Source organism: Achromobacter colocynthidis (assembly GCF_057334535.1).
Map to the genome: position 1 here is coordinate 581,118 of NZ_JBHFIZ010000039.1, position 20,349 is coordinate 601,466.

16 protein-coding genes are annotated in these 20,349 nt (G+C 65.0%); 11 read left to right on the top strand and 5 right to left on the bottom strand.

The features are described 5' to 3' along the window. Positions 1-25: 25 nt before the first annotated feature. Positions 26-1,237 (top strand): D-mannonate dehydratase ManD, encoded by a 1,212-nt coding sequence (gene manD / locus ACE04A_RS29055; protein WP_448717011.1) that lies wholly within the window; start codon positions 26-28, stop codon positions 1,235-1,237. Then, complete coding sequence (locus ACE04A_RS29060; protein ID WP_485820773.1) at positions 1,225-2,796, top strand: mannitol dehydrogenase family protein; 1,572 nt, start codon at positions 1,225-1,227, stop codon at positions 2,794-2,796. The genes manD and ACE04A_RS29060 overlap by 13 nt, the downstream gene beginning before the upstream one ends. Positions 2,797-2,871: 75 nt before the next feature. On the opposite strand, the gene ACE04A_RS29065 is transcribed toward ACE04A_RS29060, so the two are convergent. Then, complete coding sequence (locus ACE04A_RS29065) at positions 2,872-3,642, bottom strand: class I SAM-dependent methyltransferase (protein ID WP_485820774.1); 771 nt, start codon at positions 3,640-3,642, stop codon at positions 2,872-2,874. 93 nt (positions 3,643-3,735) lie between these two features. On the opposite strand from ACE04A_RS29065, the gene ACE04A_RS29070 reads away from it, so the two are divergent. Next, complete coding sequence (locus ACE04A_RS29070; protein WP_259252897.1) at positions 3,736-4,566, top strand: helix-turn-helix transcriptional regulator; 831 nt, start codon at positions 3,736-3,738, stop codon at positions 4,564-4,566. A 56-nt stretch (positions 4,567-4,622) separates the two neighbouring features. Here ACE04A_RS29070 and mutY read toward each other — a convergent pair whose 3' ends face one another. Beyond that, the gene (gene mutY / locus ACE04A_RS29075) at positions 4,623-5,702 is read right to left on the bottom strand and encodes an A/G-specific adenine glycosylase (protein ID WP_485820775.1); all 1,080 of its coding nucleotides are present in this window, start codon (positions 5,700-5,702) and stop codon (positions 4,623-4,625) included. A 172-nt stretch (positions 5,703-5,874) separates the two neighbouring features. Here mutY and ACE04A_RS29080 point away from each other — a divergent pair, with 172 nt between their 5' ends. Then, complete coding sequence (locus ACE04A_RS29080; protein WP_485820776.1) at positions 5,875-9,486, top strand: indolepyruvate ferredoxin oxidoreductase family protein; 3,612 nt, start codon at positions 5,875-5,877, stop codon at positions 9,484-9,486. Positions 9,487-10,403: 917 nt separating this feature from the next. Here the strand turns inward: ACE04A_RS29080 and glpK are convergent. Further along, the gene (glpK, locus tag ACE04A_RS29085) at positions 10,404-11,924 is read right to left on the bottom strand and encodes a glycerol kinase GlpK (protein WP_279995106.1); all 1,521 of its coding nucleotides are present in this window, start codon (positions 11,922-11,924) and stop codon (positions 10,404-10,406) included. After that, positions 11,911-13,365: a DHA2 family efflux MFS transporter permease subunit gene (locus ACE04A_RS29090; RefSeq protein WP_279995105.1), complete on the bottom strand. Its 1,455-nt coding sequence runs from the start codon at positions 13,363-13,365 to the stop codon at positions 11,911-11,913. Before ACE04A_RS29090 ends, glpK begins: the two co-directional genes overlap by 14 nt. 98 nt (positions 13,366-13,463) lie before the next feature. Here ACE04A_RS29090 and ACE04A_RS29095 point away from each other — a divergent pair, with 98 nt between their 5' ends. From ACE04A_RS29095 to ACE04A_RS29110, 4 genes are all read left to right on the top strand, one after another. Further along, positions 13,464-13,652: a DUF3460 family protein gene (locus tag ACE04A_RS29095; protein WP_100853287.1), complete on the top strand. Its 189-nt coding sequence runs from the start codon at positions 13,464-13,466 to the stop codon at positions 13,650-13,652. 17 nt (positions 13,653-13,669) lie between these two features. Next, complete coding sequence (locus tag ACE04A_RS29100) at positions 13,670-14,560, top strand: segregation and condensation protein A (protein WP_050447028.1); 891 nt, start codon at positions 13,670-13,672, stop codon at positions 14,558-14,560. A 36-nt stretch (positions 14,561-14,596) separates the two neighbouring features. Beyond that, a complete protein-coding gene (gene panC / locus ACE04A_RS29105; protein WP_448717016.1) occupies positions 14,597-15,451 on the top strand; it encodes a pantoate--beta-alanine ligase in 855 nt (284 codons plus the stop codon). A 137-nt stretch (positions 15,452-15,588) separates the two neighbouring features. Continuing rightward, a complete protein-coding gene (locus tag ACE04A_RS29110) occupies positions 15,589-16,038 on the top strand; it encodes a response regulator transcription factor (RefSeq protein ID WP_448717018.1) in 450 nt (149 codons plus the stop codon). Positions 16,039-16,172: 134 nt separating this feature from the next. Here ACE04A_RS29110 and ACE04A_RS29115 read toward each other — a convergent pair whose 3' ends face one another. Further along, positions 16,173-16,934: a copper resistance protein NlpE N-terminal domain-containing protein gene (locus tag ACE04A_RS29115; protein WP_259252903.1), complete on the bottom strand. Its 762-nt coding sequence runs from the start codon at positions 16,932-16,934 to the stop codon at positions 16,173-16,175. Positions 16,935-17,127: 193 nt separating this feature from the next. On the opposite strand from ACE04A_RS29115, the gene ACE04A_RS29120 reads away from it, so the two are divergent. From ACE04A_RS29120 to zapD, 3 genes are all read left to right on the top strand, one after another. After that, a complete protein-coding gene (locus tag ACE04A_RS29120) occupies positions 17,128-17,985 on the top strand; it encodes a prepilin peptidase (RefSeq protein ID WP_448717019.1) in 858 nt (285 codons plus the stop codon). Positions 17,986-18,025: 40 nt separating this feature from the next. Continuing rightward, on the top strand, positions 18,026-18,643 hold the full coding sequence (coaE, locus tag ACE04A_RS29125) for a dephospho-CoA kinase (protein WP_448717020.1): 618 nt from the start codon (positions 18,026-18,028) through the stop codon (positions 18,641-18,643). Positions 18,644-18,711: 68 nt separating this feature from the next. Then, a complete protein-coding gene (zapD, locus tag ACE04A_RS29130) occupies positions 18,712-19,464 on the top strand; it encodes a cell division protein ZapD (RefSeq protein WP_259252906.1) in 753 nt (250 codons plus the stop codon). Positions 19,465-20,349: the final 885 nt, after the last annotated feature.

Here is a 20,349-nt window from a genome sequence, read left to right on the forward strand (position 1 = left end):
CCTTCCGCCTACCCGGAAAACCAAAATGAAAATTACGAATGCTCGCGTGATCGTTTGTTCGCCGGGACGCAATTTCGTCACCTTGAAAATCGAAACCGACCAGGGCCTGACCGGCATCGGCGACGCCACCTTGAACGGGCGCGAACTGGCGGTGTCGGCCTATCTGACTGAACACGTCATTCCCTGCCTGATCGGGCGCGACGCGCATCAGATTGAGGACATCTGGCAGTACCTGTACAAAGGCGCTTACTGGCGGCGCGGGCCGGTCACCATGACAGCGATTGCCGCCGTGGACACTGCGCTGTGGGACCTGAAGGCCAAGGCGGCCGGCATGCCGCTGTATCAGTTGCTGGGCGGCAAGAGCCGCAGCGGCGTCATGGTCTACGGCCACGCCAATGGCTCGGACATCGAGCACACCGTGGATGAAGTGCTGCGCTATGCCGACATGGGCTACCGCGCCATCCGTGCGCAAAGCGGCGTGCCGGGGCTGGACAAGGTGTATGGCGTGGGGCGCGGCAACCTGTTCTACGAGCCCGCCGACGCCGACCTGCCCAGCGAGCACGACTGGTCTACCGAAAAGTACCTGCGCCACACGCCCCAGCTATTCGACCGCATCCGCGACAAGCTGGGTTTCGAGCACCATCTGCTGCACGACGTGCATCACCGCCTGACGCCGACTGAAGCCGGGCGGCTGGGCAAGTCGCTGGAACCCTACAACCTGTTCTGGATGGAAGACGCCACGCCGGCAGAAAACCAGGATGCCTTCCGCCTGATCCGGCAGCACACGACCACGCCGCTGGCCGTGGGCGAGATCTTCAATTCCATCTGGGACTGCAAGGACCTGGTGCAGAACCAGTTGATCGACTACATCCGGACCACCGTGGTGCACGCTGGCGGCATCACGCATCTGCGACGCATCGCGGACCTGGCCTCGCTGTATCAGGTGCGCACCGGCTGCCACGGCGCCACCGACCTGTCGCCGGTTTGCATGGGGGCGGCGCTGCACTTTGATTTGTGGGTGCCCAACTTCGGCATCCAGGAATACATGCGCCACACGGAAGAGACCGACGCCGTGTTTCCGCACGCCTATACGTTCGACCAAGGCATGCTGTACCCCGGTGATGTGCCCGGCCACGGGGTCGACATCGACGAAAAGCTGGCCGCCAAGTATCCGTACAAGCGAGCCTACCTGCCGGTGAACCGCTTGCAGCAGGACGGCACGCTATGGAATTGGTAGCGGCTGGTGTGGAGCGCCTGACGCCCGTGCATCTTGCCGCGTTGCCCTTGGAGGTGGCGCGCCCCACGTACGACCGCAACGCCTTGCGCGTGGGCATCGTGCATCTGGGCCTGGGCGCGTTCGCGCGCGCGCACCTTGCCGCGGTGAACGAAGCCGCGCTGCATGCGGGCGGGAGCGGGGGCGGGGGCGCGGACCTGGCCTGGGGCATTTGCGGCGTGTCCTTGCGGCAGGCCGACACGCGCGATGCGCTGGCGCCGCAAGCGGGCCTGTACACCTTGGCCTTGCGCAGCGCCGACGCGACCGGTCGCGAGCAACAGCAGACGACGGTAATCGGCTGCCTGCTTGAAATGCTGGTCGCGCCGGAAGATCCGCAGGCCGTGCTGGCGCGCATTGCGCATGCGGACACGCGCATCGTCAGCGTTACCGTGACGGAAAAAGGCTATTGCCACGACCCGGCCAGCGGCCGTTTGAACCTGCAACACCCCGACATCGTGCATGACCTTGCACAAGCGCAGGCACCGCGCAGCACCATCGGCTTTCTGGTGCGGGGCTTGCAGCAACGGCGTGCGGCGGGGCAGGGCCCGATCACGCTGATGTCGCTGGATAACCTACCCAGCAACGGGCATTTGCTGCGCGGCATGGTGCTGGAGTTCGCGCGGCAGGTAGACCCGGCGCTGGCGACGTGGATCGAAACACTGTGCGCGTTCCCGTGCTCAATGGTGGACCGCATCGTGCCGCGCACGACCGATCAGGACCGGCGCGATGTGGCGCGAGCGCTGGGCATGCACGATGCCTGGCCGGTGCAGGGTGAGCCGTATCTGGAATGGGTGGTGGAAGATCAGTTCGCGGCCGGCCCCCCGGACTGGGGCGCGGGCGGTGCGCGCTTCGTGGCCGAGGCCGCGCCGTTTGAAACCTTGAAGCTGCGCACCGTCAACGGCGCGCATTCGGCGCTGGCGTATTTGTCGGTGATGGCGGGCTGGGCAACGGTGGACGAAGCCATGGCGCAGCCCGCGTTGAAAGCCTATCTGGCGGCGTTGATGCAGGACGAAATCGTGCCGACGCTGCCGCCCCTGCCGGGCCTGGATCTGGCGCGCTATCAGCAGAGGCTGTTGCAGCGCTTTGAGAACCCGGCGTTGAAGCACCAGACCCGGCAGATTGCGATGGACGGTTCGCAGAAGCTGCCGCAGCGCCTGCTGGACACCGTACGGGCGCGGTTGGCGGCGGACTTGCCGATCGGCAAGCTGGCGCTGGCGGTGGCCGCGTGGCTGCATTTCCTGCGCGGCGTTGACGAGGCTGGGCTGCGCTACGACATCCAGGACCCCATGGCCGCCGAGCTGGCGCAACGCTACGCGCAAGCAGAACTTGCCGCCGAACTTGCCGCTGAATGCAGCGGCCCTGGGCCGGCCGCCATGCTGGCCTGGACCGAAACGCTGACCGGCCTGGCCGCGGTGTTTGGTGACCTGGGTGCGGACCCGCGTTTTGTGCGGGCGGTGTCGCAAGCGGCGCACGCGCTGCGCAGTCAGGGCGTAGGCGGGGCGCTAAGCGATCTGCTGCCGTGAGCTGCCTTACCCGTCAGCCCGGCATCCACGCCGGACATGCCGGGCACCTCATGCATCGCATAGCGCGGGGGTGAATCAGCCCGGCTTCTTCACCACGATCGTGGCCGTATCGCTGGTGAACGAGCCGTCTTGCTGCACGTCGAAATGCGCGCGCACCACGTCAGGCGCGATGCTGAACATATGGCGCAGCGCCGCCACCAGCGTGTCCGGCGTGCGCATGCGCGTGACCCAGGTCTGGAATTCCAGCGGCAGGCGGCGCGGCGACAGGCCCTGCAACGTGAAGCCGGCCTCGGTCAGCATGCGCGTCCATTCGGCCACCGAATAGTCGCGCACGTGGGACGTATCACGCAGCACTTCTATCGTTTGCAGCCAGGTGTCCAGCAGCGGCTCGCCGGGCGACACCACATCGGCAAACACGGCTATGCCGCCGGGCTTGAGCACGCGAAACGCTTCGCGCAGGCCACGGCCGGCGTCTTGCCAGTGGTGCGTGGAATAGCGCGACATCACCAGGTCGAATTCGCCGTCGGCAAAGGGCAGGTATTCGGCCTTGCCCTGGCGCGTGGCCAAGTTGTTCAGGCCGCGCTTGGCGGCTTCGCCCGCCACCACGTCCAACATTTGCTGAGACAGGTCGTAGGCGGTCACGTCCTTGACCTCGGGCGCCACGTGAAAGCTCACGGGGCCGCCGCCACAGCCCAGGTCCAGCACGCGCGCCTGGGGGTGTTGGCGGGCGATGCCGGCCATTTGCAGCAGGTCTTCGCCCTGGGCGTGGACGGCGCTGGTCAGGTACGCCGTGGCGCGGGGGCTGAACTGGCGGTCGACGGCGGCGTCGTGGGTGCTGGCGGTCATGGAATTCCTTTGATGGCGTTGTGCGGGATGTCAGGTGCAGGCGCTAAGATAGGCCGGCCTTTATACACGTACAAGTCCATTGCTTATCCTGGTATGACTACTTCCCCCCAAGGCACGGCCCCCCAAGACGGATCACCCCTGCGCCGCCAGGCACTGGGTGAATTCGTGCGCAGCGCGCGGTCCCGCATCACCCCGCGCATGGCCGGCCTGCCCGAAGGCATGCGGCGGCGCACGCCTGGCCTGCGCCGCGAAGAGGTCGCGCAGTTGTGCGGCATCAGCGTCACTTGGTACACGTGGATCGAACAGGGGCGCGAGGTCTCGGTGTCGCCGTCCGTGTGGTCGCGCATTGCGGGCGTGCTGCAATTGGCGCGCGCGGAACGCGCCTACCTGTTCGACCTGGCCGACTGCGCCGACCCCCAACACGCGCGCGACGACGCAGGCGCGGCGCCCGGCCCCTTGCAGGAATGCGTGGACGCGATCAACGCGCCGGCCTATGTGCTGGACCGCGCCTGGAACGTGCTGGCCTGTAATGAGCCGCTGCGCGACCTGTTCGACAACTGGCCCACGCGCGACCCCGAACCCAACCTGCTGCGCTACATCTTCCTGGACCCGGCCGCCCGTGATCTGGTGGTGGACTGGGACCAGCGCGCGCGCCGCGTCGTGGCGGAATTTCGCGCCGACGCGGGTGCGCATCTGGACGAGTCCGCCGTGCTGGCCTTGCTGGACACGCTGAATCGCCAAAGCCCCGTCTTCGCCCATTGGTGGACGCGCCACGCCGTGGTGGAACGCGAAGGGGGCTTGCGCGAATTCCAGCATCCGCGCGACGGTAAGCTGGCGTTTCAGCAGATCACGTTCCGGCTGGCCACGCATCCGGACTTGAAGCTGGTGATGTTGTTGAGCGGGGCGGCGCCCGAAGACAGGTAGCGGTTCAGCGCGCCGTTGGTCGTCCGCTGGCGCTCGCCGCCCGCCGCGATCGCGGTTCAGGCCTTGGCCGTGGAGAACAAACTGTCTTGCATCCCCGCGTCGACCAGCCCCTGCAATAGCTTCTTGACCGGCGCGGGCAGCGCCATCGACGCCAGCTTGTCGGCCTGCACCCAGCGTTCGGGTAAGGGCGATTCGCGCAGGCTGGCCGCGCGCACCGGCACCAGCCAGGGGCGAATGTGCAGGCGGTAGTGCGTGAACGTGTGCGCGAAGGCGGCTAGTTCGAAGCGTTGTTCGGGTTCCAGGCCCAGCGCGCGGGAAGCGGCATCGGGGTCACCCGACACGTCGAATTCTGGCAGGCTCCAGAGCCCGCCCCAGATGCCCGGCTCGGGCCGCTGCTGCAACAGGAAAGCGCCCTGGTATTGCAGCACCAACATGCCCGTCTCGCGTTCGGGGATCGTCTTGCGTACCTTGGGCGTGGGCAGTTCGGCCTGGCGTCCTTCACGGCGGGCGACGCAGGTCTCTGCCATGGGACATCGTTCACAGGCGGGCTTGCCGCGCGTGCACAGCGTTGCGCCCAGATCCATCAAGCCTTGCGTGTAGGCGGCCATGTCCAGGCCGGGCGCGGCCTCGCCCTGTGCGTCGGCCAGCCCCCACAACCGGGTTTCGACCTCGCGCTTGGCGGGGTCGCCGGCGATGCCGAAGTGGCGGGTGAACACGCGCTTGACGTTGCCGTCCAGAATGGGGGAACGCTCGCCGTAGGCGAAGGCGGCAATGGCGGCGGCGGTGGACCGGCCGATGCCGGGCAGCGTGGCGATGGCTTCGGCCGAAGGCGGAAAGCTTCCGTTCCAGTTTTCAGCGATCTGCACCGCGCAGCGATGCAGGTTGCGGGCGCGGGCGTAGTAGCCCAGCCCCGCCCAATACGGCATCACGTCTTCCTGCGTGGCGGCGGCAAGCGCGGCCACGTCCGGAAAGCGTTGCAGGAAGCGCTCGTAATACGGAATCACCGTGGCCACTTGCGTTTGTTGCAGCATGATCTCGGACAGCCAGATCCGATACGGGTCACGTGTGTTTTGCCAGGGCAGATCGTGGCGGCCATGCTGGCGTTGCCAGGCAACGATTCGAGGGGCGAAGTCCATGGCGGCAATTATCGCATCGCCCTATTGCCGGGGTGGGGGTGACCGGTTACAACTATCGGCACTACAGCGCGTACGCGCCACGACTTCACTTTCACGGCCCTTGTTGGCCCGCGTGACCGTCAAGCGAGGCGGCTCGCGTTGCTGGAGGGGCATCCAGGATCTTGGAGTAGACATGAATGCCCCCCTGACTCCCGCCTTGCGCGCGGCGCTTGAATCCGTCCAGTTGGACGACAAGTACACCTTGGAATCCGGGCGCGCCTGGATGAGCGGCATCCATGCCCTGGTCCGGCTGCCCATGATGCAGCGCGTGCGCGATGCACAGGCCGGCTTGAACACGGCGGGCTTCGTGTCCGGCTACCGGGGGTCCCCGCTGGGTGGGGTGGACCAGAACATGTGGAAGGCGGCCAAGCACCTGAAGGCGCACCACGTTGAGTTCCAGCCTGGCATCAATGAAGACCTGGCGGCCACGGCGGTCTGGGGCTCGCAACAGGTCAACCTGTTTCCCGGCGCAAAATACGACGGCGTCTTTGGCATGTGGTACGGCAAGGGCCCCGGCGTGGACCGTTGCGGCGACGTCTTCAAGCATGCCAACGCAGCGGGCACGTCGCGCCATGGTGGTGTGCTGGTGGTGGCGGGCGACGACCATCCGGCCAAGTCATCCACCTTGCCGCACCAAAGCGACCACATCCTGAAAGCCTGCATGATTCCGGTGCTGTTTCCGTCCAGCGTCCAGGAAGTGCTGGACTACGGCCTGCACGGCTGGGCCATGAGCCGCTACGCGGGCGTGTGGGTGGGCATGAAGTGCATCACCGATATCGTCGAAGTGTCCGCGTCGGTGGACGTGGACCCGCAGCGCGTGCAGATCCAACTGCCCGAAGATTTCATCCTGCCGGCCGACGGCCTGAACATCCGCTTGGCGGATACGCCCTTGCAACAAGAGGCGCGGCTCTTGGACTACAAGCTGTACGCCGCGTTGGCCTACGCGCGCGCCAACAAGCTCAACCGCGAGCTCTGGCACGTGCCGCAACGCGATGCGCGCTTTGGCATCATGACGTCGGGCAAGGCGTATCTGGACACGCGCCAAGCGCTGTCGGACCTGGGCTTGACGGAAGCCGTGTGCCAGCGCATCGGCCTGCGCCTCTTCAAGGTGGGCATGGTGTGGCCGCTGGAATCCACTGGCACGCAGCAGTTTGCCGAAGGGCTGGACGAGATCCTGGTGGTTGAGGAAAAGCGCCAGGTGCTGGAATACCAACTGAAGGAAGAGCTGTTCAGTTGGATCGGCAGCGGCAAGAAGATTCCGCGCGTGGTTGGCAAGTTCGACGACAAGGATGGCGGGGAGTGGTCCGTGCCGCAGGGCAACTGGCTGCTGCCTGCGCACTATGAGTTTTCGCCCGCGATGGTGGCGCGCGCTATCGCTGCGCGGCTGCTGCGTTTTGATCTGCCGGAAGACGTGCGCGCGGGCATCGATGCGCGCCTGGCTTTCATCCGCGACCGCGAACAAGCGCTGGCGCGTCCGCGCGTGGTGGAAGAGCGCAAGCCATGGTTCTGTTCGGGCTGTCCGCACAATACCTCGACCCGCTTGCCGGAAGGCTCGCGCGGCATGGCGGGCATTGGTTGTCATTACATGGTCAGGTGGATGGACCGTAATACCGAGGTCTACACGCAGATGGGCGGGGAAGGGGTGCCCTGGGTGGGCCAGGCGCCGTTCACCGAAGAGAAGCACGTCTTCGCCAACCTGGGCGACGGCACGTATTTTCATTCGGGGTTGTTGGCGATACGCGCGGCCGTGGCGGCCAAGGTGCCCATCACGTACAAGATCCTGTTCAACGACGCGGTGGCAATGACGGGCGGGCAACCGGTGGACGGCCCCATCAACGTGCCGATGATCAGCCGGCAGGTGGCGGCCGAGGGCATCGACAAGATCGTGGTGGTGACGGACGACCCGGACAAATATAAGGACATCTCCGACTTGGCGCCGGGCGTGCCGGTGATGCATCGCGACGAACTGGACACGGTGATGCGCGATCTGCGCGAGCATCCCGGGGTATCGGTGCTGATCTACGACCAGACTTGCGCCACCGAAAAACGCCGCCGCCGCAAACGCAATGCCTATCCCGACCCCGCCCGCCGCGTGGTCATCAACGAGCGCGTGTGCGAAGGCTGTGGCGATTGCTCCAAGGCGTCGCATTGCTTGTCGGTGGAACCGCTGGAAACGGAGTTCGGCCGCAAGCGCAAGATCAACCAATCAAGCTGCAACAAGGACTTTTCCTGTTTGAAGGGCTTCTGCCCCAGCTTTGTGACGGTGGAAGGCGGCAAGCTGAAAAAGCCCAAGGCCTTGTCGCAAGAGGGCGTCGTGGACGAAGGCTTGCCGCATCCCACCGTGCCGTTGCTGGATCAACCGTATGGCGTCTTCATCGCCGGCGTGGGCGGCACGGGCGTGGTCACCATCGGGCAATTGCTGGGCATGGCCGCGCACCTGGAGGGCAGGGGCTGTTCGGTGCTGGATATGGCCGGCCTGGCGCAAAAGGGCGGCGCGGTGTATTCGCACGTGGTGCTGGCGGAATCGCCCGACCATTTGTTGAATACGCGGGTTGCCATGGGCGAGGCCGACTTGCTGCTAGCGGGCGACCTGGTGGTGGCGACCAGCGCGGACAGCATGGCGCGTGGGCGCCCCGGCCGCACGCGCGTGCTGCTGAACAGCGATACCGCGCCTACGGCTGCATTCGTGGCCAACCCCGACTGGACGCTGCCCGGCGCCAACCTGACGGCCGACCTGCAAGCCGCGTGCGGCAATGACAAGCTCTACGCGGTTGATGCCGCCGCGATGGCCGTGGCGCTGCTGGGTGACGCGATCTATTCCAATCCCTTGATGATGGGATACGCCTATCAAAAGGGCTGGATCCCGCTATCGCAAGCGGCGCTGCTGCGCGCGATTGAATTGAACGGTCAGCAGGTTGCCAATAACCTCACCGCCTTTGCCTGGGGCCGCCGCGCGGCGCATGACCCGGCCGACGTGGCGCGGCTGATGGCCAACGGCGGCGTGCCGCTGGCGCCGCCGGAAGACATCATCGAGCTCAAGCGGCCACGCACCACCACCCCGGTGGTCGAGCTGAAGAAGCCGTCGGGTGAACTGGCGCAAGTGGTGGCGCAGCGCAAGGCCTTCCTGACCGAATACCAGAACGCGGCCTACGCCAAGCAGTACACGGACTTGGTGGACAAGGTGGCGCGCGCAGAACAGGAAGCCACCGGCACCCAGCGGCTGGCGCTGGCGGTGGCGCGGTATTACTTCAAGCTGATGGCCTACAAGGACGAGTACGAAGTGGCGCGCTTGTATTCGGATGGCGAGTTCGTGAAGAAAGTCAGCGAGCAGTTTGAAGGAGACTGGAAACTGCATTTCCATCTTGCGCCGCCGCTGTTCTCGCGGCGCGATAAGAAGGGGCATCTGATCAAGCGCAGTTACGGGCCGGGGATGTTGGAGGTGTTTGGGGTGTTGGCGAAGCTGCGACGCTTGCGCGGAACTAGGCTGGATGTGTTCGGGTATACGGCGGAACGGCGCGCGGAGCGGGAGTTGATTCGGGAATATCGGGAAACGCTGACGGCAATCTTGTCGAAACTGAATCGCGGAAATCTGGATAAGGCTGTCGCGCTGGCTAGTGTGCCGGAAGAGATACGTGGGTACGGGCACGTGAAGGAAGAGGCGTTGGCGCGGGCGGAGCAGGTCAGGGAGGAGTTGCTGAAGGAATTTAGCGCGCGCGTGGTGGCGATTGGGGTGCGGGCGGCTTGATGTCAGTTTGCGGGGATCGGGTGTGGCGGATCATGGTAGGAATGCGGCGCTGCTTGATGGGTTTCGCGCGGTTGGGGGTGGGGTTCTTGCGTTGGATTTTGCGCGCTGCACCCATCCTACGCTGTGCGCTGCTTGATGGGTTTCGCGCGGTTGATGGTGGGGTTCTTGCGCTGGGTTTTGCGCGCTGCACCCATCCTACGGGTGTGGGTTGCTTGATGGGTTTCGCGCGGTTGGGGGTGGGGTTCTTGCGTTGGATTTTGCGCGCTGCACCCATCCTACGCTGTGCGCTGCTTGATGGGTTTCGCGCGGTTGATGGTGGGGTTCTTGCGCTGGGTTTTGCGCGCTGCACCCATCCTACGGGTGTGGGTTGCTTGATGGGTTTCGCGCGGTTGGGGGTGGGGTTCTTGCGTTGGATTTTGCGCGCTGCACCCATCCTACGCTGTGCGCTGCTTGATGGGTTTCGCGCGGTTGATGGTGGGGTTCTTGCGCTGGGTTTTGCGCGCTGCACCCATCCTACGGGTGTGGGTTGCTTGATGGGTTTCGCGCGGTTGGGGGTGGGGTTCTTGCGTTGGATTTTGCGCGCTGCACCCATCCTACGCTGTGCGCTGCTTGATGGGTTTCGCGCGGTTGATGGTGGGGTTCTTGCGCTGGGTTTTGCGCGCTGCACCCATCCTACGGGTGTGGGTTGCTTGATGGGTTTCGCGCGGTTGGGGGTGGGGTTCTTGCGTTGGGCTTTGCGCGCTGCACCCATCCTACGATGGGCGTTGTTCGATGGGTTTCGCGCGGCTGGCTACGGGGTTCTTGCATCGGGCATTGCGCGCTGCACCCATCCTACGGGTGTGATGCTGTGCCTTGTAGGATGGGTGAAGTGCGAGGCGGTCGGCCCGCGAACGCGGGTGCTCAGCGCACGTAACCCATCACTTCCCCGAACTCCACCCCTTCGATAATTCCACCGCCTGCCGCCACCGCTTCATCCGGGCTTCGCGCACGGCTTGTGGCCAGGCGGGTTCGAAGGTGCGTTCGGCTTGCCACTTGGAGGCGAATTCTTCCTGGCTGCCCCAGAATCCTACTGCCAGCCCCGCCAAACCCGCGGCGCCCAATGCCGTCGACTCCGGGACTCGCGGGCGCACTACCGGCACGCCGAGCAGGTCTGCCTGCATTTGCATCAGCAGGTCGTTGCGGGCGGCGCCGCCGTCTACCCGCAGTTCGGTCAGCGCGATGCCGCTGTCGCCGTTCATGCAAGTCAGCAACTCCGCGCTTTGCAGCGCGATGGATTCCAGCGTCGCTCGCGCAATGTGCGCGCGCGTCGTGCCACGGGTCAGGCCCACCAGGGTGCCGCGCGCATAAGGGTCCCAGTGCGGCGCGCCCAGGCCGGCGAAGGCCGGCACCATGAACACGTCGTCGGTATCCGACACGCTGGCGGCCAGGGATTCCACTTCTTCCGAGCGCTGGATGATGCCCAGCCCGTCACGCAGCCATTGCACCGCCGCGCCCGCCACGAACACGCCGCCTTCCAGCATATAGGTGGGCTTCCAGCCATCACCCCCCGCTTGCGGCAACCCCCAGCCCACCGTCGACAGCAGATGGTTCTTGGACTGCACCGGCTTGTCGCCCACGTTCATAAGCATGAAGCAGCCGGTGCCGTAGGTGTTCTTCGCCATGCCGGGGGTGAAGCAGGCCTGGCCGAAGGTGGCGGCCTGCTGGTCGCCGGCCACGCCCGCGATGGGGATTGAGCCGCCCAGCCATTCAGGCAGGGCTTCCCCCACGACCGCGCTGCTGGGCGCGATGCGGGGCAACACACTGCGCGGAATATTCAACAGCGCCAGGATCTCGTCGTTCCAATCCTGCGTGTGCAGATCGAACAACATCGTGCGCGACGCGTTGCTGCAGTCGGTGCTGTGCACCGCGCCGCCGGTCAATTGCCAGATCAGCCAGGTATCCACCGTGCCGAAAGCCAGTTCGCCGCGCTCGGCCATCTGGCGCGCGCCGGGCACGTGGTCCAGCAGCCACGCGAGCTTGGTGCCCGAAAAATAGGCGTCCAGCACCAGGCCCGTGCGCGATTGCAGGAAGTCGGCGTGCCCGTCGTTGCGCAGTTGGTCGCACATCGGCGCGGTGCGGCGGTCTTGCCAGACGATGGCGCGGGCAAGCGGGCGGCCGGTGGCGCGTTCCCAGATCAGCGTGGTTTCGCGTTGGTTGGTGATGCCGATGGCGGCGATGTCGGCGGCGGTGGCGCCGGCATTGCGCAGCGCTTCGCGGGCCACGTCCAATTGGCTGTGCCAGATCTCGCCGGCATCGTGTTCCACCCAGCCCGGCCGGGGATAGTGCTGGCGAAATTCACGCTGGCCGACGCCGCGCACCACGCCCGCGCGGTCGAACACGATGGCTCGCGAGCTGGTCGTGCCCTGGTCCAGGGCTAGGACAAATTCATTCGTCGTCACTTTGTTTGCCGCCGTTCAGGTGTGCCCCGGCCTGCGGCTCAAGGCGTCTAAAGGAAAGGACCGAGGCCATGCACATCAGCCCGATGACGAGGAAGCCGGCGATGACGTCGCTGACCGCAAGCGTCTCGGCGCCGCGCAGGGTCATGCTGACGTTCAGCGTTACCGCGGCCACCCCGACGCCCAACGTGATCCCCAGTTGTTGCGCCATGGCGGCGAAACTGCTGGCGTGGCTCATTTTGGACGGGGGTATGTCGGCATAGGTTAGCGTATTTACCCCGGTGAATTGCAGCGAACGGAAGAAGCCGCCGACCAGCAGAATGGCAATCATCAACCACACTGGCGTGGTGGGCGTGAAGGTGGCGCACACCATGATGAACACTCCGGTAAGCAGCCCATTCACGGTCAGTACGCGGCGGAAACCAAAGTGCCGGACGATGGGCGTGGCCACGAATTTCATCAGCAGCGCGCCGGCGGCGCTGGCAAAGGTGATCATGCCGGCCGCGAACGGCGTCAGGCCAAAGCCCACCTGCAGCAGCATGGCCAGCAGGAACGGGGTGGCGCCCACGGCAAAGCGGCACAGGTTGCCGCCCAGCGTGGAAATGGCGAAGGTGGGAATGCGCATCAACGACAGGTCGATGATGGGGTGCTCGATGCGCCGTGCGTGCCAGGCGTACAGGAATCCGCACGCCGCGCCCACCGCGATCAGCCCCAGCAACATGGGCAAGGGCATCACATCGCGGCCAATGGCTTCAAAGCCGCTGACCAGCGACGCCAGGCAGACCGCGCTAAGCAGAAACCCCAGCCAGTCCAGGCGCGGGGTGGATTCTTCCTTGATTTCAGCTACATAGCGCAGCACCAGCGCAATACCCAACACGCCAATAGGGATATTGATCAGGAAAATCCAGTGCCACGACATATACGTGACCATGAAGCCGCCCAGCGGCGGTCCGATCACCGGCCCAAGCAGCGCCGGGATGGACAAAAACGACATGGCTTTCAGCAGATCCTGCTTGGGCACCGTGCGCAGCAGGATGATGCGCCCCACGGGCACCATCATCGCGCCCGCCATTCCCTGGACGATCCGTGCCATGACCAACTGAGGCAGGTCCTGCGAGATGGCGCAGGCGACCGAACTGAGCGTAAACAGCCCGATGGCGGCCAGGAATACCCGGCGGGCGCCGTAGCGGTCAGCCGCCCAGCCGCTGATCGGCACGAACACGGCCACCGCCAGCAGGTAGGACGTAATCGCCACGTTCAGCCGCACCGGCGTAGACCCCAAGGCCCGCGCCATGGCGGGCAGGGCGGTGGCCACGACGGTGGCGTCCAGCATTTGCATGAACAGTGCACAGCCCACGATGAAGGGGATCATGCGTGCCGCACGCAGCGCGTCCGGGTTTGAGGGCGGAGCGGGATTGGCTGCGGCTGCGGATTCGGCTGACATGGCGGGCGGGGGCGTTGGAAGCCTGACGATTGTAACGCCGGGGATTTGCCCGGCGTGAAGTAAACTCGTCGGATCTGCAACCTACTGAAATTGGCGTCATGGCGACCAACTACGAATCCGAGATCACCCTTTTCCTGAAAGACTTCAAGCAGTCGCACCCTGGCACGGAAGAACGCCAGCGTGAAGGCCGCGCCCGTCTGTGGGACAAACAGCAAGATTCGGAGCTGCTTGAAGGCTTCCGCGCGGCCCGCGTGCCCCAAAAACCGTACGTGTACTCGGCAGACTGATCCCCGTTGCGGCAGACATGTCCCGTAACCCTTCAGTCCCTGGCGAGGCCCTGGACAAGCTAGTGGCGCCGCCTGTGGACAGCACGCCAGACACCGTCGATAGCGTGGCGTTCGCGCGCCTGTACGGCGAGCCGCTGTTCCAGATGCCGACGGATCTGTACATTCCGCCGGATGCGCTGGAAGTGTTTCTGGAGGCGTTCGAAGGGCCGCTGGATTTGCTGCTGTACCTGATCCGCAAGCAGAACTTCAACGTTCTGGACATCCCGATGGCGGATGTCACGCGGCAGTACCTGTCTTATGTGGACCAGATCCGCATCACCAATCTGGAGCTGGCCGCCGAATATCTGCTGATGGCGGCCATGCTGATTGAAATCAAATCGCGCATGCTGCTGCCGGTAAAGAAAACCGACACCGGCGAAGAGCCCGAGGATCCGCGCGCCGAGCTGGTGCGCCGCCTGCTTGAATATGAGCAGATGAAGCTGGCCGCGCAAAAGCTCGACAAGCTGCCCCAACTGGGCCGCGATTTCGTCAGCAGCCAGGCCGTGGCCGACCTCAGCGTTGAACGCATGATGCCCGAGGTCAGCGTGGACGACCTGCGCCAGGCCTGGGCCGACATCATGAAACGGGCCAAGCTGAACCAGCACCATCACATCACCCGCGAACAGTTGTCGGTGCGCGACCACATGACGCATATCCTGCGGCGCCTGAACGACGTGCGCTTCATGGAATTCGGCGACCTCTTCATGGAGCGCGTCCGCGAAGGCGCGCCCGCGGCGGTCGTTGTCGTGCATTTCATCGCCATGCTGGAGCTGGCCCGCGAATCCTTGCTTGAGATTACGCAGGCCGAGCCCTACGCGCCCATCTATGTCCGCCTGGCTTACACCAGCGTGGCGGCGGTCGCGGCCTGATCCTGACCGGGCTGCCCCCAACCCCGGAGAGTTCCCTTGAAAGTCGTACACACCATCCAGGAATTGCGCGATCACCTGCGCGGGCAAAACCGCGTGTCTTTCGTGCCCACGATGGGCAACCTGCACGAAGGCCACCTGTCCTTGATGAAGCTGGCGCGTCAGCACGGGGACCCCGTGGTGGCCAGTATTTTCGTGAACCGCCTGCAATTCGGCCCCAACGAAGACTTCGATCAATATCCCCGCACCCTGGCCGCCGATATCGAAAAGCTGGAGCAGGCGCGCGACGTTTACGTGCTGTTCGCGCCCAACGAGCGCGAGATGTACCCCGAACCGCAGAACTTCCGTGTGCAGCCGCCGAATGATCTGGGCGACATCCTGGAAGGCGAGTTCCGCCCGGGCTTTTTCGAGGGTGTCTGCACGGTGGTGCTGAAGCTGTTTTCCTGCGTGCAGCCGCGCGTGGCCGTGTTCGGCAAGAAGGACTATCAACAGTTGATGGTGGTGCGCAATATGTGCCGCCAGTTCCAACTGCCGGTGGAAGTGCTGGCGCATGAAACCGTGCGGGCGGATGACGGCCTGGCGCTGTCGTCGCGCAACCGCTATCTGACCGAGGGCGAACGTGCCGAGGCGCCCGCTCTCTATGCCGCCCTGCAGAACATGGGCCAGCGTCTGGCCCAAGGCGAGCGCGATGCCCAGGCTCTTGAGCGTGACGCCGCCAACCACCTGACCCAGCGCGGCTGGAAGGTGGACTACATCGCCTTGCGCCGTCAGCGTGACCTGAACCGCCCTGACGCGGCCGACCTGCAGGCCGGCGAACCCGTGGTGGTGCTGGCAGCCGCCAAGCTGGGCGCCACCCGTCTGATCGACAACCTGGAACTTGCCTACAAAGCCTGATCCTATGCGGGGGCGGGGCTCGCGTCGAGGGTGGCATCCCTGCGCCGCCCTGACCCCTGACAGAATTGCCAGCTATCGCCGTTTTGGGCGGCCGGGCAGACTTCTTGTAATCCTACATTGCAAAAACGAGTCGCCCCATGCGTGTTTCCCGTCCCGATCTTGACACGGCGCTTTCCGCGTTGACGCCCCGCGAACGGCAAATCGTCGCCTATGTGGCGGCCGGCCGGCCGAACAAGGTCATCGCCATTGACCTGGGCATTTCATTGCGCACGGCCGAAGCCCATCGCGCCCGCATCTTCGCCAAGCTTGACGTTCGCAACGCCATGCAACTGGCTTGCCGTTTGTGCGCGCATGGCCGTTCCGGCGCGTCTCCCATCCTGGAAGCCGCGGCGCTGGGGGATTTGCCTGAAAGCTTGTCGATTGCCCCCGCGCATGTTCCGCCATTGCCATTGCCATCGCCATCGTTCCACGTGCTGCACGAACCCACGCAGGAATATGGCGGCTACCCACCGGGCGCCGGTGATTCCCAACCCTCTATTCCTGAATCCCTCGCACCTGACCCCCGACCCGGCGAGCCCGAGTCATGACGCACCCGTGTACCGCCAGCTTGCGCCCAAAAAGAACCGGGCCTGGCGAACGTGGTGTTCGTCAGGCCCGATGGGCGTTGCGTCGTGAAGCAGGGCAGATTCAACCGGCCCGGCGTCGCATTGCCTTCATGGCATCAGGGGCACTTGGGCGCCGCGGCCTTGGCCAGCTCGTCAATCGGATCCAGGTCCGGCTGACGGGTCAGGTTGTAGTTCAGGTTGGGCGTTTGGCCGCCAATGGAACGCACACGCAGCACATTGTTGGCGGCCACCACGAATTCAACACGTACGTTGCCGTTGGCATCCATCAGGATGACGCGCGGCGGGCGTTCGTCGGTGGCATCCCAGCAGCCTTGCTCGGTGACGGCGGGGCCCTTTTTGGGGTCGTCTTCAAGGTAGGCCGTGCGGCCGCGCCAACGGCCGTTGGGAGCCAACGTCAGCGTGACGCGCTGCGCCGTGCATTGCATGGCGGGCGAGAAACACGGCAGAGTGCCCATATAGGTTTGTGGCTGCGGCACCAGGCTTTGCGACGCGGCATTGGGGGCCGGGGCCGGGGCGGGCGTGGAAGCGCCGCCTGCATTGCTGGCGCCTTCCGGCACGGCTTGGCCGTCTTCGGTGCTGGGAGCATCCCCCGAGGCTTGCGCGGCTTGGTTCTGCGGCTTGCGGGCATCGGGCTTGAGCGCGATCTGCACTTGCGACGGCGCGCGGATGACGCTGCGGTAGCCGGCGCCCGAACCCTGGTATTGGGCATCGGTCACCGTGCTTTCAACCGGGGGGTCGTAATAGCCTTCGGTTTTTTGTTGGGCGCAGCCTGCCGCGCCTAGGGCGGTTCCGGCCAGCAGCAGCCCCATGACGCTGAGTTTGCGGGATCGAGAAACGATGTCGACGCGGGCGGTCATGGCAGCTTATCCGTGAGTTGAGTCTGTCTCCGATTTTACGCACTTATGCGAAGATTCGATACGTTCCCTTAGCCACTCTTGGGTGTAGCCAGCACTTTATGAACAATAAACGACACGGCCGGTGTTTCGCCTTTTGCCTTCTGGCCGACAGATGGGGCGCGGGCCCGAGCGCGCGCGTGAGTCAGGCGGCGGCATGAACGTGGTGTGGCAGGTCTTCGATATTCCCTTGGGCGTGTTTATTGGCCTGGCCGCGTTGGCCGGGCTGTTCGTCGGTGGCTGGCTCACTGTGTTGACCTACCGGCTGCCCCGCATGATGGAACGCGAATGGCAGGCGCAGTGCCTGGATGCGGTGGGCCGCGCGCGGCCGGACAGCCCCGATGGCCTGTTCCGTCCTGCATCGCACTGCCCGGCCTGCAATGCCCCGGTACGCGGCTGGCGCAGGCTGCCGGTGCTGGGTTGGTTGCTGCTGCGTGGGCGCTGCGCCGCCTGCAACGCGGTCATCGCCTGGCGTTACCCTGCCATTGAATTGCTGACCTGTGCCTTGTTCGCCGCTTGTGCGTGGCGCTATGGCGCAACGCCGGTAGCCTTGTTCGCCATGGGCCTGTCGGCCATGCTGGTCGCCTTGGCCTGGATTGATTTTGAGACCACGCTGTTGCCGGATGTGCTGACGCAGCCGTTGGTGTGGGCGGGTCTGTTGGTCAACCTGTTCGGCACGTTCACCACGCTGCCCATGGCGGTGATCGGGGCCGTGGCCGGCTATGTTTTCCTGTGGCTGATCTTTCATCTGTTCCGCTTGCTGACCGGACGCGAAGGCATGGGCTATGGCGACTTCAAACTGCTGGCGGCATTAGGCGCATGGTTTGGCGCCGAGTCGCTGCCGATGCTGCTGCTGGCGGCGTCCCTGGTGGGCGTGGCGATCGGCGGTGCGCTGACTCTGAGCGGGCGCGCGAGCCGAGGGCAGCCTTTGCCCTTCGGGCCCTACCTGGCCCTGGCCGGTATCGTGATGTTGCTGCTGGGCGGCGATGCGGGCTTGTGGCAGTTAATGCACTAGGTGCACCAGGACGAAAGTCCGGCAAGAAAGGATAAACATCATGTTCAAGATCGGGCTGACGGGTGGCATCGGTTCGGGCAAGTCCCGCGTGGCCGACATGCTGGCGGAATGGGGCGCGACGCTGGTCGACACCGATGAAATCGCGCGTGCGTTGACGGCGGTGGGCGGCGCGGCCATGCCCGCCATTGAAGCCGAATTCGGCGCGCAGGCGCTGACGCCAGACGGCGCGCTCAACCGTGAATGGATGCGCGAGCGCGCCTTCTCGGACCCCAAGGCGCGGCTGCGATTGGAAGCCGTGCTGCACCCCATCATCAGCGAAGAAACGCGGCGCCAGGCCGCGGCCGCGACCGGATCGTATCTGGTGTTCGTTGTGCCGCTTTTGGTGGAGTCCCTGACGCGATGGCGCGGGCGCGTGGATCGCATCTGCGTGGTGGATTGCGACCCCGACACGCAAGTGGCTCGGGTGCAGGCGCGCAGCGGGCTGACGGAGCCAGCCATCAGGCGTATTATGGCGGCACAGGCTGCGCGCGAAACTCGCTTGGACATCGCGGACGACGTCATCACCAACGACGGCGCCACATCACCAGAGCAGTTGCGCGCGCAGGCAAGGATCTTGCATGACCGCTGGCTTGCGCTGGCGGCGACAACGGGCCGGTAAGCACAACTTGGCCGGCACTCTGAACATCTCGGCCGTTTGGCCGACTACTGATGGGCCTGTAAAAAAGCGTGATTGTTTACGAATATCCCTTCAATGAGCGCATCCGCGCTTACCTGCGATTGGAATACCTGTTGGACAGGTTGTTTTTCTTTTCGCGGGCTGGGGACTCACGCCAACATCAGGTGGCCGTCACCTCTCTTTTCGATCTGCTCGACGCTTGCGAACGCACCGACGTGAAAGGCGCCGTGCTGCAAGACCTGGAGCGCCAGCGCACCGCGCTGATGGGCCTGCGCGATCACCCCGGCGTGGCGCAGGATGCGCTGGAAGGCATGCTGCGCGAACTTGAAAAAGTGGCCAGCGCCCTGGCCGCGCCCGGCAAGACCGGGCAGTCCCTGCGTGAAAACGAATGGCTGACCAGCTTGCGCGGACGCCTGTCCGTGCCGGGCAGCGCCACGCAAGTGGACATGCCTTCTTACTTTGCCTGGCAGAACAAGTCCGAAGCCGCCCGCTGCGCGGACCTGCAGGCCTGGGTATCTCCCTTTCTGGCGCTATACGACGGGCTGACGCTGGCCTTGCGATTGCTGCGCGAATCCGGCCGCAAGACCGATATCGTGGCCGAGCAGGGCGCCTACCAGCAGATGCTGGGCGGCAAGCAATTCCAATTGCTGCGTGTCTGGGTAGACCCGGACCAAGGTCTGTTTCCCGAGATCAGCGCGAATAAGTACATGATCTGGATACGCTTTTCCACCCAGGACGGCGAATTCAAACCCCAGCAAGTCGCCCGCGACGTCGCCTTTCAAATGACCCTGTGCAGCTCGTAGGATGGGTGTAGCCGATAAGACGGGTGCAGCCGGTAGGACGGGTGCAGCCGGTAGGATGGATGCAGCCGGTAGGATGGGTGCAGTGCGGGAGATCAGTGGCAAGAACCCCATCGTAGATCGCACGAAACCCATCAAGCAGCCGTCGCGCTGTGGTCACCCCTTCCTAGAATTCAGCGCTGCCTGATGGGTTTCGCGCGATACCCAGTCGCGTTCTAGCGCACAGTTTCCCGCGCTCCACCCATCCTACGATCAACATCGCGCCATCCATCCGCAAAAAGCACCGGTAGGATGGGTGGAGCGCGGCAGGCCAAAGCCAAGCACCCAGCCCTCCAACGCGCGAAACCCATCACACACCGCCGAATTCGCGCCATCACGTCACCCGCCCGGCAAACCGCACCCGTAGGATGGGTGGAGCGCGGCAAGCCAAAGCCAAGCACCCAGCCCTCCAACGCGCGAAACCCATCACACACCGCCGAATTCGCGCCATCACGTCACCCGCCCGGCAAACCGCACCCGTAGGATGGGTGGAGCGCGGCAAGCCAAAGCCAAGCACCCAGCCCTCCAACGCGCGAAACCCATCACACACCGCCGAATTCGCGCCATCACGTCACCCGCCCGGCAAACCGCACCCGTAGGATGGGTGGAGCGCGGCAAGCCAAAGCCAAGCACCCAGCCCTCCAACGCGCGAAACCCATCACACACCGCCGAATTCGCGCCATCACGTCACCCGCCCGGCAAACCGCACCCGTAGGATGGGTGGAGCGCGGCAAGCCAAAGCCAAGCACCCAGCCCTCCAACGCGCGAAACCCATCACACACCGCCGAATTCGCGCCATCACGTCACCCGCCCGGCAAACCGCACCCGTAGGATGGGTGGAGCGCGGCA

Bases quoted from the DNA above. Each gene is read 5' to 3' on its own strand.
- ACE04A_RS29115 (WP_259252903.1), bottom strand. From the start codon at position 16,934: ATGACCGCCCGCGTCGACATCGTTTCTCGATCCCGCAAACTCAGCGTC.
- ACE04A_RS29060 (WP_485820773.1), top strand. From the start codon at position 1,225: ATGGAATTGGTAGCGGCTGGTGTGGAGCGCCTGACGCCCGTGCATCTT.
- ACE04A_RS29065 (WP_485820774.1), bottom strand. From the start codon at position 3,642: ATGACCGCCAGCACCCACGACGCCGCCGTCGACCGCCAGTTCAGCCCC.
- coaE (WP_448717020.1), top strand. From the start codon at position 18,026: ATGTTCAAGATCGGGCTGACGGGTGGCATCGGTTCGGGCAAGTCCCGC.
- ACE04A_RS29120 (WP_448717019.1), top strand. From the start codon at position 17,128: ATGAACGTGGTGTGGCAGGTCTTCGATATTCCCTTGGGCGTGTTTATT.
- ACE04A_RS29110 (WP_448717018.1), top strand. From the start codon at position 15,589: ATGCGTGTTTCCCGTCCCGATCTTGACACGGCGCTTTCCGCGTTGACG.
- mutY (WP_485820775.1), bottom strand. From the start codon at position 5,702: ATGGACTTCGCCCCTCGAATCGTTGCCTGGCAACGCCAGCATGGCCGC.
- ACE04A_RS29100 (WP_050447028.1), top strand. From the start codon at position 13,670: ATGTCCCGTAACCCTTCAGTCCCTGGCGAGGCCCTGGACAAGCTAGTG.
- ACE04A_RS29090 (WP_279995105.1), bottom strand. From the start codon at position 13,365: ATGTCAGCCGAATCCGCAGCCGCAGCCAATCCCGCTCCGCCCTCAAAC.
- ACE04A_RS29080 (WP_485820776.1), top strand. From the start codon at position 5,875: ATGAATGCCCCCCTGACTCCCGCCTTGCGCGCGGCGCTTGAATCCGTC.
- ACE04A_RS29095 (WP_100853287.1), top strand. From the start codon at position 13,464: ATGGCGACCAACTACGAATCCGAGATCACCCTTTTCCTGAAAGACTTC.
- manD (WP_448717011.1), top strand. From the start codon at position 26: ATGAAAATTACGAATGCTCGCGTGATCGTTTGTTCGCCGGGACGCAAT.
- ACE04A_RS29070 (WP_259252897.1), top strand. From the start codon at position 3,736: ATGACTACTTCCCCCCAAGGCACGGCCCCCCAAGACGGATCACCCCTG.